The following is a 12,602-nucleotide window of genomic DNA, read 5'->3' on the forward strand; positions in this document are numbered from 1 at the left end:
GAGGATTTTCATTATTTGTCCGCCTTCCCATAGGTTTTATTTACCTATAATAATTGGACGAATATTCCTAAAATCCTTTAATTCCATTTATATATTTAGAATTTTTAATCATACCTTGAGGAGGCAAATATGAACGTTCCATTGCTGTTGAACCAATTTCTAGATCGCGCGGTTTCCCTTTATGGAGACAAAAAGGCTATTTTTTCCGAGGACAGGGCGCTTACCTATTCTGATCTTAATGAACGAGTAAATCGGCTTTCTGATGGACTGAGGAAGCTTGGAGCTGTCAAAGGGGACCGCATTGCCTACCTTGCTCCAAATTCGCTTGAAATGCTTGAAGGTTTCTATGGTGTTTTCCAGGTCGGAGGTGTGATGGTTCCTCTGAACATCCGCCTTAAACCGGAAGATTATCTATTCATCCTTAATCACAGTGAATCCAAAGTGTTATTTGTTGATCAAGACTTATACCATCTAATCCAGCCGATCAAGAATCAGCTGGAAACAGTGAAGGAAATCATTGTCCATTACAAGGAAGAGAGCACGGTGGAAACCGGGTACGATGATTGGCTTTTACAGCATTCTTCTGAACCGTTTAAACGCGAAGAGCTTGACGAAAATGATGTTTGCAGTCTCCTTTATACAAGCGGGACAACGGGTAATCCAAAGGGTGTCATGCTGACGCACAGGAATAATTATCTACATGCTATGAGCTCCATGCATCATTTGCGGGTCAGCGATGAAGACGTGCTGATGCATGTCCTGCCAATGTTTCATGTAAATGGATGGGGTTCACCATTTTATTACACAGCAAATGGATCATCGCAGGTATGCTTCCGAAAGACGACTCCCGAGGCGATCTTCAGCGCATTAGAAAAGCATAGAGTCAGCGTGATGCATATGGCACCGACAGTTTTGAATGCCTTGCTCCAGTATTATGAAAAAAATGTTCCAACCATTGAACAGCAGGTGCGTGTAGTCATCGCTGGTTCCGCTCCGCCGCCGGCATTCGTTACCCGTGTCGAAAAAGAACTTGGCTGGGAATTCATCCAGGTATACGGTATGACAGAAACTTCCCCTTTAAGTACAATTTCTACAATCAGATCGCATTTGAAGGAGCTGCCTTTGAATGAACAGTACCGAATGAAAGCGAAGGCAGGGATCTCGATGATTGGCTGCCAGGTAATGGTTGTCAACGATTTTGGCGAAGAGGTTGCCCATAACGGCAAGGAAATTGGCGAAATAACAACCCGAAGCAATGGCGTAATGAAAGGCTACTGGAAAAATGAAGAGGCTACCATGGAAACGATTCGCAATGGCTGGCTTCACACAGGCGATATGGCGACAGTAGACGAATACGGGAATATCGATATTGTTGACCGTAAAAAAGACGTCATTATTAGTGGAGGCGAAAATATTTCATCCATCGAAGTGGAGGGAGCATTGTACGACCATCCGGCTGTCCTAGAAGCTGCCGTTATTGCCGTCCCACATGAAAAATGGGGAGAGACCCCGCACGCATATATCGTTTTACGCGAAAACGAACAGATTACGGAAAAGGATCTTATTGCATTTTCCAGGGACAAACTGGCCCATTTCAAAGCCATAACTGGGGTAACTTTTGTGGAAGAACTGCCGAAAACTGCATCCGGTAAAATCCAAAAGGTCCAATTGAGAAAGGAGTACTTGGAAACAAGCTTAAAAGAGTAAAAATGCCACAAAAACTTCGTTATCATCTACAAGGATTCCTTATCAAAGCATAGCGGTGTGAACGAAAGAATACCAGCATCAGTAGTTTCTGCGTTGGATCCTTTCGTTCCTTTTGCCATATTTGCCGATAGTGTGTTATACATAGATTATATGTTAAACATTGGATGAAATGAGGAGGAAAATGGAGAGCAACGGAGAGGCATCGGGCAGGATTGTTTCGATCGACAGAATGCGGGGATTTTCATTGTTGGGGATTTTGCTCGTCAACATGATTTCATTCCACTCACCGTATTTTTCTATCGATCCTGAAACCTGGTGGAATGGAAATATCAATGTATTTACTTACAGATTCATCGATGTGTGGATCCAGGCCAGCTTTTATCCGTTGTTTGCCATGTTGTTCGGGTATGGGCTGGTAATCTTAAGAGAGCGGATCCTTGATAAAGGTCTGAAGTTCACTCCATTTGTCGTGAGAAGGCTTTCGCTGCTACTGCTGATTGGATGCCTTCATGCTTTTTTGATCTGGGAAGGGGATATCCTGATAACCTATGCAGTCTGCGGGTTTGTCTTTCTTTTCTTTTTGGGATGGAGCGCAAAAAGATTGATGATTGCAGGTTTGGTTATCTATATTGTTCCAAATGTCTTTCTCGTGTGGATGCTTGGTGCAGCCTCGGCAGTGGAAGGAGGCGCCGCGTTTTCGATGTATGATGCACAGGCTGCAAAACAGGCAATGACTGTCTATCAAACTGGCAGCTTTGCCGAAGTGACAGAGCAAAGAATGACAGAGTGGTATAAAAATAATAATCTCACCGGTTTGTTCTTTTATTTGATCACCATTTTGCCTTTGTTCCTGATTGGAGCCGGCGCGGCCAAGATGAGGCTTTTCGAACAAGTGCACAGGAATAAGAAAAAGATTGGCGCATTTGCAGCAGGACTTGCCACCATCGGTCTGCTGATCAAGTTCGTTCCCTACCTTTATGGCAGAACGTATTGGACCGATTATGCTCAGGATATTTTTGGCGGAGCGATGCTGGCAATGGCTTATGCATTGATAATTGCCCTTCTTTCCGAATCCAGGAAAATGGACAGAGTCTTATATCCGCTCGAAGCTGCAGGCAGGCTATCCATCAGCAACTACTTATTCCAGTCCATCTTTTCGACGATGGTTTTTTACAGTTACGGACTCGGTTACTATGGAGATGTTTCCATATTCGCTGGAACTATGCTCGCTCTTTCGATTTATGCAAGTCAATTAGCTTTCAGCAGCTGGTGGCTCAAAAGATTTTATTTTGGCCCGGTCGAATGGCTGTGGCGAAGCGGTAGTTATTTACATATTCAGAAATTCAAAAAACCGCCAGGAGTATGATTAGGCAAGGAGACGAGAAATTACACAGAGGGGGAAATTTAAATGAAATTCGCTACGATAAAAAACGAAAATGGCCAATGGATCGGAATCGTAAATGATAAAGGAAGCCATGTTCTGCCACTGCGGGAAGTTCATGAAAAGATGAGTGGCAATGCTTACATTCCAGCTGACATGGTTCAAGCCATTTCGTTAGGTGACCAATTTTATCAGGAAGCGGAAAAGACGGTCCAGTGGGTGAAGGATAACAAACTGGAAAGCGACTTTTTCCTTCCGCTTTCAACTGTTGAATTACTGGCGCCAATCCCGCGACCGGCTAAAAATATTTTTTGTGTCGGGAAAAATTACGCCGAGCATGCGATTGAATTGGGCAGCAAGGAAGATATTCCCGAGCATGTGATGGTGTTTACGAAAGCCCCTACGACTGTAACCGCTCATGAACAAAATATCTTAGCCCAAAGGGAACTGACAGAGCAATTGGACTATGAAGGGGAACTAGCTGTTGTCATTGGCAAAGAAGGGAAAGCGATCACGAAGGAAGAAGCCTTGGATTACGTGTTTGGCTACACGATTATCAATGATGTTACCGCCCGGGACCTCCAGGAAAAGCACAAGCAATTTTTCATCGGCAAAAGCCTTGATACTGCGTGCCCGATGGGACCATGGATTGTCCATAAGTCAGCAATCGCGAATCCGAATGCACTGGATATAAAAACAACTGTAAACGGCGAATTAAGGCAAGATTCCAATACGGAAAAATTTATTTTTCCGATTGAAGAAGTGATTGCCGTCCTTTCACAAGGAATGACACTGGAGCCAGGTGACATCATTGCGACTGGAACACCGGCTGGAGTGGGAAAAGGGTTTAAGCCGCCAAGGTTCTTAAAATCTGGAGATCTCATTGAAATTTCGATCAAAGGAATTGGGACGTTAAGAAATAAAGTCGAATGAATACACCGCCGCTAATTGATAGGATTATCCATACTGTTATGGTATGATATTTTAGACTTTACAATTAGGAGGACGGTACATGATACATGCCCATATAACAGCCTGGGTTTTGGCTTTGGTTTTATTCTTCGTGGCATTGGGACTACATAAAGGCGGTAACGAAAAGGGTGCGAAAATTGCCCATATGGTCCTAAGATTATTTTACGTGCTGATTCTATTGACTGGCTTTTGGCTTCTTTTCAGCATTACAATCGACATTATGTACGTGCTGAAAGCGGCGGTTGGCCTGTGGGTCATCTCTATGTTTGAAATGATCGTGATCCGTACAAAAAAGAACGAAAAGGCATCTGTTTTGTGGATCCAATTCACCGTGGCTCTTCTGCTTGTACTATATTTAGGCTTTTCCCTTCCACTTGGCACTGATTTGTTCTAAATCGAAGTTGTCGAAAAATTGCTGTCCATAAATGGGCAGCTTTTGTTTTTCCCCCCTATCGTTATGGGAACAATTATGATAATTTAAGAGGGAGGGTTATTGGAGAAATAAAGATAGGGAGAATGCTATGGCTACAACAAAAAGCTGCGTTTATGAAAGTGATAGACAAGTTACTAGCTTTATAGAGAGCAATTCATTCAAAGAACATGCAAATCTTTTAGTGCAAATTTTTTATACAAAAGCAGAAAAACTACCGCATCTGCAGCAATTTCTGATGAAGCAGCTTCCATTGTCTGTGCTGGTGGTGTGTGATGACAGAGGCAAGTATTGCGCTGAACATCCTTATCTTATCTATTTTACTATTCTCAACAAGCAAGAGCTCCTTCCTGAGGGGAACGACAAACACACCATCAACAGATTGTCCCACCTGCTAACAGCCTCGCAACAAGACATTCTTCAGTTAAATGAGAGCCTTAAGATTTCTCAACAATATTATCAGTCCTTGTTTGAATATAATGAAGATTTTGTTTATTCCACCGATCGGAACGGGGCTTTTACAAGTGCTAATCGGTCGTTCATGAAAACCTTCGGCTATGATGAAAGCGAACTGATTGGCAGGCCTGCGCACCATTTTATCGATCCAGAAGACATTCAACGTGCAAAATGGTATTTTCTTCAGGCATTGGAAGGAAAAGAACAATCCTATACAATCGAAATTCGCATCAAAACCGCTGAACCTCAAATTTTTGAAATCAAAAACATTCCGATTACAGTCAATGGTTCCTGTGTGGGAATACATGGAATCGGCAGGAATATCACCTGCCAAAAAAAGACAGAAGAAAAAATCATTCAGCTAGCCTATTATGACCGGGATACAGGTTTGCCCAACAGAATGAGATTCACGGAAAAGCTGGAGAAAATGGTCCATCGTGCAAAGCAGAAGAAAGAACTGCTTGCCGTCCTTGTTATTGATCTTGACCGCTTTATGATCATCAACGACAGTCTAGGACATTCTGCCGGTGACTTTGTTTTAAAACAACTGGCGGAAAGACTGCACAATCAGATGCCAACAGGCGCCTATCTGGCAAGATTCAGCGGCGATACCTTTACGTTGCTGTTGACAGAGGATGTCAGCATCGACCTGACGACCAAGTGGGCAAGAGAATTCCAAAGGCTTATCTCATTGCCTTTGTCTTACCAGAATCAAGAATTTATGGTAACGGCCAGTATTGGAGTCAGCTCTTTTCCAGAGGATGGCTTTGATGAACATACGCTGCTGAAAAATGCTGATATAGCGATGAACCGTTCAAAAAGTCAGGGAGGGAATAAGATCACGTATTATTCAACCGGGATGAATGATCAAGCAATGGTTCGCATGGAACTGGAAAGCTACTTAAGAAAAGCACTCGAGAAAAACGAATTCCATCTCTACTATCAGCCGCTGATGGACTTGAAATCAGGAGAAATTACTTGTATCGAAGCGCTTATTCGCTGGCAGCATCCTCTTATTGGCCTTGTTTCACCGGCGCAGTTTATTCCGCTAGCCGAAGAAACTGGGTTGATTGAAGAAATAGGCGCATGGGTCCTGACAACAGCCTGTGTTCAAACAAAGTACTGGCAGCAAAACGGATTTCCTAATCTAGGAATTTCCGTTAATGTCTCAGCCTATCAATTCCAGCAACATACCTTTCTAAGCAAGGTGATGGAGGCTCTTCACGTTTCAAGGCTTGCTCCGGCATCCCTATCGCTCGAATTGACAGAAAGCGCGATGCTGAAGGATATCGGTTACAGCATTTCCATCATGAAGTCATTACAGGAACTAGGAGTGAAAGTATCAATGGATGATTTCGGCACAGGGTATTCGTCATTAAGTTATTTACGAAATTTACCGATTGATACCCTGAAAATCGACCAGTCATTCATCAAGCACCTGCATGACGATCCATCCAATATTGCCATTGTTAAGGCAATCATCACCATGGGCCAGGGACTAGCTGTGAGCATCGTTGCGGAAGGCGTAGAGACACATGAACAGATGAACATCTTGAGAGATCTGGATTGCCACTATGCTCAAGGTTACTATATCCAGAAACCGCTTGATACGGCTGCCTTTGAACAAGGATTTAGGACTGTAGAAAACATTGCATACACGGTAAAATAAGCGATTAGAAGCGAAAACCTGCCTTCCCTCGAATGCAGGTTTTATTGCTGTTTACGATATTCGTTCGACCACCGTCCGCTTTCCGTTGTTCAAGGTCAATTCAAACCGGTCCATTTGGATTTCATAATAATCAAAATGATGCTGTACGCTGCAAATATGTTCTTCGTTGTCGAAAATCAAAAAATTCACTCCGGATCTTCCGGCTTTATGATCAAGAAATGTTAGATGATTATAACAATAGATGCAATCATAGAGCGAGAACTTCAACGAATTCAAGGTTTGAATGAATTGGACAAATGCCTCATCATTCAATTCATCCAGCAGACGTTCGAAAGAATAGATCAGCTGCTTTCTGATTCTGATCATTTCCTGATCTGTAAGGGATAGGATTTCCTTGCCAGTCTGGATGTTGCCGTCATCCAGTAAAATCCCTTTACACCATTTGCTGTTTCGCTGCACTTCTACCTCTTGGTGGGCAAACTCCTCAATAAGGGCTGCTTCCTCCGTCTCTTCATCAAAGAATATCCATTGTGCATTAATATGCTCTACAGTTCCGGCATTGAATGACCGGGGTTGGTATTCGATAAGATTGCTTCGTTGTTGTCGATTCATTTGGATCCTCCATTTATTGTCGCTCACCTTCTTTTTAGACAGATTTTGATGAATTTATAACAGATGGATAAGTTAGGCGATTAACCAGATGGAATCTTTCTGCATAAGATGAGTAATGCATAAGCGATTCAGGAAAAAGTTCCGCTGAGAAGGGATGATCATTAATGTGTGGAATTACAGGCTGGGTAGACTATCGTAGAAATTTAGATCATGAGCATCAATTAATTGCCAAGATGGCGGAAACTTTAAGCAAAAGAGGTCCTGATGATACGAATGTATGGACTTCGCAGCATGCAGCGCTGGGACATAAAAGGCTGGTGGTTGTCGATCCCGAGGGAGGCAAGCAGCCGATGACCAGAGCACAGGGAGATAGCCGCTATACCATTTGCTATAACGGAGAACTCTACAATACCGAGGACCTGAGGAAAGAACTGCTAGTAAAAGGATATTCTTTTCATGGCCATTCTGACACAGAAGTATTGCTTACTTCTTTCATGGAATGGAAGGAAAATTGCCTTGAATATTTAAATGGAATTTTTGCCTTCGCTGTTTGGGACCATCTGGAGGAAAAGCTGTTCATCGGTCGCGACCGTCTCGGCGTGAAGCCGCTGTTTTTCATGGAAACAGCGGGAGGATTTATGTTTGCCTCTGAACAAAAGGCGCTGTTGGCACATCCTGAAGTGAAAACAGAGGTAGACAGAGAAGGATTATGCGAGGTTTTTGGGCTCGGGCCATCCCGGTCACCAGGGGCTGGTATTTTTAAAAATATGAAGGAACTTCGTCCAGGGCATGGACTCATTTTTTCAAAAAATGGGCTGAAAATTTGGAGGTATTGGAACGTCAAAAGCGAAGAACACACAGACAGTCTTGAAGAAACTTCTGAGAAGGTACGTGAGCTGTTCACAGACGCCGTAACGAGGCAACTCGTTTCCGATGTTCCACTGTGCACGTTCCTTTCTGGCGGATTGGATTCAAGTGCCATTACGGCGATTGCCGCAAACCATTATAAAAAAGAGGGCAAAGGAAGCCTGCATACGTACTCCATCGATTATGAAGGAAATGATCAGTACTTTAAGGTAAGCGAGTTTCAGCCTAATGCGGATGCCTTCTGGATCAATAAGATGACAGAAACATTTGGGACCGTTCATCATAACAGCGTTATCTCCCAACAAGAACTGGCAGCTTATTTGACAGAAGCTGTGCATGTTCGGGACGTGCCAGGAATGGCAGACATTGACTCCTCCCTTCTTTGGTTCTGCCGGGAAATCAAACAGGATTTCACCGTCAGCCTTTCGGGTGAATGCGCAGACGAAATCTTTGGAGGGTATCCATGGTTTCACCGGGAGGATGATCTCAACCGACAGGGATTTCCTTGGATGCGTTCCATTAATGAGCGGCAGAATATGCTGAGAGATGATTGGCGAAAAAAATTGAATTTGGAAGATTATATGATGGCGAAATTCAATGAGACAATAGCTGAGGTGCCGGTACTTGATGGAGAGAATCAAATCGATGCAAAGCGGCGACAATTATTCTATTTAAATATCACCTGGTTCATGACGACCCTGCTCGACAGGAAGGACCGGATGAGCATGGGTGCCAGTCTTGAGGTGAGGGTGCCGTTTGCGGACCATCGACTTGTCGAATATGTTTGGAACATCCCGTGGGAAATGAAAATGCACGGAAACAGGGAAAAGGGAATCCTCCGTAAGGCATTGCAAGGAATACTGCCTGAGGAAGTATTATACCGGAAAAAAAGTCCATATCCGAAGACCCACCATCCCGGCTACACTCAGGCAGTGAAAGGAATGCTATCAGATTTCATGTCCGATTCGAACAGTGCGCTGCATGAATTCTTCGACAAAACTACGCTGCAAAAAATGATTGAAACCGAGGGCGCATCCTTCAAGGTTCCATGGTTCGGCCAACTTATGACCGGACCGCAGCTGCTTGCTCAGCTTGCTCAGATTCATATCTGGTTCCGGGACTATCATATTAATATTGCAGATTAAGAAAATCTATTTTGCAGCTACAAAGGACTTCCTCATCCATAACCTTGATTTCCAGCGCCAGAGCATGAGCAGTCCGCGCAGCCATTCGTCGGCAATGAAGGCGATCCAGATGCCGACAAGACCCATTTCTAAATAGATTCCTAGAAAATAAGAAAGGGGTACGCTGACTCCCCACATGATCAGAATGCCTATATAAACCGGAAATTTCACATCGCCAGCTGCTCTTAATGAACTAATCAGCACCAGATTGAAAGATCTGCCGGGTTCAAGAATGATCGTAAGCAAAAATAAGATAGTGCCGAGTTCAATAATGCTGGGGTTATCAGTAAAGATCCCCAGCAATTTTTTTGAAAAGAAGGAAGCGGTCACTGCTGAAGCGATCGAAATCATTATTGCAAGTTTTAAACTATTCATAGCTCGTTTATAGGCACGCTCGACTTCATTTGCGCCGACCATATGGCCAATTAATATCTGTGTTCCTTGACTGATCGCGATACTAAAAAGAAATATGAACATCATGATATTTTGTGTATATACCTTAGCCGTCAGGGCCTGTGTTCCAAGTGTGGCGATAAAATAAGTGATCATCATTTGCGACCCATTATAGCTTAAATTCTCGCCGGCAGAAGGAATCCCGATATGGAGCAGGTTCTGTAAATGCTTTTTCGGGAAACGGAACAGCAGCGACAATGGCATCGACCCAGGGATCCGCTTTTTCATGACGTAAATCGCTGCAAGCAATCCAACAATCCGACTGACAGTTGTTGAAATCGCTACACCTTCAACCCCAAGCACAGGAAAGCCGAAAGTACCGAAGATGAAGAAATAGTTGCCAATCACATTCAGCACATTCATGCCGATCGTGATATACATGATATCACTAGTAAAACCATAGCTGCGGACGATACTGCTAATCGTCATGATCAGCGACTGAATAAAAGAAAAGCCCCCGACAATTTTTAAATAGGAGTTAGCCTCGTCAAACAGTTCAGGAGGCAGGTCCATCAAGTTGAGCAGCTGCTCGCTGAAAACGAAGACGGCTGCACTCAAAATCAAACCAAAAACAAGATTCGCCCCGATCGAGACAGCGGAAATTTCATGTGCCTCCTTGTGCTGGTTTGCCCCTAGATTCTGCGCAACCAGGATGGCGGTACCTGTGGCGATAAAGCCAAACATGACGATAACCATGGAGAGAATTTGATTGGTTACCCCAACTGCTGCGACTGAGTTGTCCGAGTACAGGGAAAGCATTAAGGTATCCGCATTCCCCATCAGCATATAAAGCATAATTTCAATAAATAATGGCCAAGTAATGGCAAATAACGATAATTTAGCTGTTTTTTTCTTCATGTTTTCCATCTCCAAGTTGTAATTCTGTTTTTATACAGACTCAGGAAGGAATTTAGCGTAAAAACCTTCATTTTTTGTTGGGGAAAATAAAAAAGGTAAGCCCCTTCCCTAAATAGGAAGGGGCTACTAACTTTAAAACTGGAACAACGCATATCCATTTGCGGCAATTTTCGCTGTCAAATCATCGCTATCAGCAGCATATTCTTCTCCAGTGTATATGTTCGTGATTTTCTTGCCTTTTAAATGAAACGGCAGGTGGTAACTTGCTTCTTCATCGCTAATATTCACGACAACCAAAATGGTTGTTTCGCCGTTTGATTTCGTATAAGCAATGCAGCTTTCATGGGAATCCGATGAAAGGAAATGAAGTTCCCCCTCATTCGCCAGCAGCGGATATTCCTTGCGAAGGCGGATCATCTTCTGAACATGCTCAAACATATTCTTGTTCTGATCTTCTTCCTTCCACTTCATGCATTCTCGGCAGCCTGGATCCTGCGGGCCGCTCATCCCAATTTCATCGCCATAATAGATACAAGGTGTACCAATATAAGAAAGCAGGATCGTGAAAATCTGTTTAAGCTTATCTTCGTCTCCGCTACATTCCGTCAGGATTCTTGGTGTATCATGGCTACCAATCAGGTTGAAGGCGACTTCATTTACGTTTTTCGGATACATATGGTTGACCGTTGTCATGTTTTCCATGAACTCTTGTACCGAAATAGCTCCGCGGGCAAACAAGTTTAAGATATTCGTAGTGAACGGATAGTTCATGACAGCGTCGAATTGGTCGCCGCGCAGCCACGGCATCGAGTCATGCCAGATCTCCCCAAGAATATAGAGATCAGGTTTGATTGCTTTCACTTCAGAACGGAATTTTCTCCAGAAGGCATGGTCGACTTCATTCGCTACATCAAGTCTCCAGCCATCAATATCGAATTCACGTACCCAGTAGCGTCCCACTTCCAAAAGGTATTCCATCACCTCCGGATTTTCCGTGTTCAGCTTTGGCATCGATTTTTCAAAAGCAAATGTCTCATAGTTTGGCTTTGGCTCCATTACGAGCGGAAATTCTTTCGTGTGGAACCAATTTTTATAAGGAGACGCTTCCCCTTGTTCCAGAACATCCTGGAACTGCGGAAAATAGAAGCCGCTATGGTTGAACACTGCATCAAGCATGACTTTGATTCCATGCTCATGGCAAACCTGGATCAGCCGTTTAAGTGTTTCCTTATTCCCAAATTGCGGGTCGATTTCCATATAATCGATTGTATCGTATTTATGGTTGGAATAAGCCTTGAAAATCGGTGTAAAATAAATACCGGTAATCCCAAGGTTAACCAGGTAATCGATATTCTGGATTACACCTTGGAGGTCCCCGCCAAAAAAGTTATCTCTCTCAGGTGGTGCGCTTCCCCATGGCAAAGTACCTTCAGGATCATTAGCAGAATCGCCATTTCCAAAGCGCTCTGGGAAGATCTGATACCAGACTGTATCCTTCACCCAGCCAGGAGCACGAAATACGTCAATATTATTGATGTAAGGGATAGCAAAATAGTATCCTGTATCGTCTAACGGCGGTTGGTCGTAAAAACCTTTTTCCGTCAGACAGGCTGTTTCAATACCATCATTCAATAGGAATCCATAACGCAATCTTTTATGAGGCGGTTTAATCGAGACAAACCAATAATCGAATAACTGGTCCGCACCGCTTTTCCTCATTGGAACGGTATTTGTTGTCCATTTTCCATCGTGCCAGTCATAAGGATCACCATTCAAAAGAGAAACTTCTTTTATGTCATGCTTTTTTGTTCTAATGCGAATATGTAGCTCTTCATTCGTGCAAGCGTATGCATCATTGTCTCCAGGACGGTGGGAAATCGCTTCTTTTAACAAGGAGGAAACCATTCCTTTCATTATCAAATACGATCAATGTCAGATTAAAACAAGGGTAGACCACCTATTTAGAAATGTCAAATAAAAATAGCCGATTTACAAAAAAATAAAAATTTATTG

Annotated in this window: 9 protein-coding genes; 6 read left to right on the forward strand and 3 right to left on the reverse strand. The window is 43.3% G+C overall.

Annotation, left to right across the window (positions count from 1 at the left end; genetic code table 11):
* The first annotated feature begins 129 nt into the window (after nucleotides 1-129).
* From J2S25_RS18125 to J2S25_RS18145, 5 genes are all read left to right on the forward strand, one after another.
* Nucleotides 130-1,707 (forward strand): long-chain-fatty-acid--CoA ligase, encoded by a 1,578-nt coding sequence (locus J2S25_RS18125; protein ID WP_044391370.1) that lies wholly within the window; start codon nucleotides 130-132, stop codon nucleotides 1,705-1,707.
* A gap of 181 nt (nucleotides 1,708-1,888) precedes the next feature.
* Nucleotides 1,889-3,073 (forward strand): DUF418 domain-containing protein, encoded by a 1,185-nt coding sequence (locus J2S25_RS18130; RefSeq protein ID WP_307192541.1) that lies wholly within the window; start codon nucleotides 1,889-1,891, stop codon nucleotides 3,071-3,073.
* A gap of 42 nt (nucleotides 3,074-3,115) precedes the next feature.
* The gene (locus J2S25_RS18135; RefSeq protein WP_044391367.1) at nucleotides 3,116-4,021 is read left to right on the forward strand and encodes a fumarylacetoacetate hydrolase family protein; all 906 of its coding nucleotides are present in this window, start codon (nucleotides 3,116-3,118) and stop codon (nucleotides 4,019-4,021) included.
* Nucleotides 4,022-4,100: 79 nt separating this feature from the next.
* Nucleotides 4,101-4,454, forward strand: a complete 354-nt coding sequence (locus tag J2S25_RS18140; RefSeq protein ID WP_044391365.1) for a YisL family protein — start codon at nucleotides 4,101-4,103, stop codon at nucleotides 4,452-4,454.
* Nucleotides 4,455-4,581: 127 nt separating this feature from the next.
* Nucleotides 4,582-6,615 (forward strand): putative bifunctional diguanylate cyclase/phosphodiesterase, encoded by a 2,034-nt coding sequence (locus J2S25_RS18145; RefSeq protein ID WP_307192542.1) that lies wholly within the window; start codon nucleotides 4,582-4,584, stop codon nucleotides 6,613-6,615.
* A 51-nt stretch (nucleotides 6,616-6,666) separates the two neighbouring features.
* Here the strand turns inward: J2S25_RS18145 and J2S25_RS18150 are convergent, their stop codons facing one another.
* Entirely contained in the window at nucleotides 6,667-7,227 is a 561-nt protein-coding gene (locus J2S25_RS18150) for a DUF2777 domain-containing protein (RefSeq protein WP_044391363.1), read from the reverse strand.
* A 164-nt stretch (nucleotides 7,228-7,391) separates the two neighbouring features.
* Between J2S25_RS18150 and asnB the strand changes: the two genes are divergently transcribed.
* Nucleotides 7,392-9,239, forward strand: coding sequence for an asparagine synthase (glutamine-hydrolyzing) (gene asnB, locus J2S25_RS18155; RefSeq protein WP_307192543.1), 1,848 nt, complete (start codon nucleotides 7,392-7,394; stop codon nucleotides 9,237-9,239).
* A gap of 6 nt (nucleotides 9,240-9,245) precedes the next feature.
* Here the strand turns inward: asnB and J2S25_RS18160 are convergent, their stop codons facing one another.
* A complete protein-coding gene (locus J2S25_RS18160) occupies nucleotides 9,246-10,589 on the reverse strand; it encodes an MATE family efflux transporter (protein ID WP_307192544.1) in 1,344 nt (447 codons plus the stop codon).
* A 132-nt stretch (nucleotides 10,590-10,721) separates the two neighbouring features.
* Entirely contained in the window at nucleotides 10,722-12,482 is a 1,761-nt protein-coding gene (locus J2S25_RS18165) for an alpha-glycosidase (RefSeq protein WP_044391392.1), read from the reverse strand.
* Between the last annotated feature and the right edge of the window lie 120 nt (nucleotides 12,483-12,602).

Source organism: Mesobacillus stamsii (assembly GCF_030814065.1).
Classification (GTDB): Bacteria; Bacillota; Bacilli; order Bacillales; family Cytobacillaceae; genus Mesobacillus; species Mesobacillus stamsii.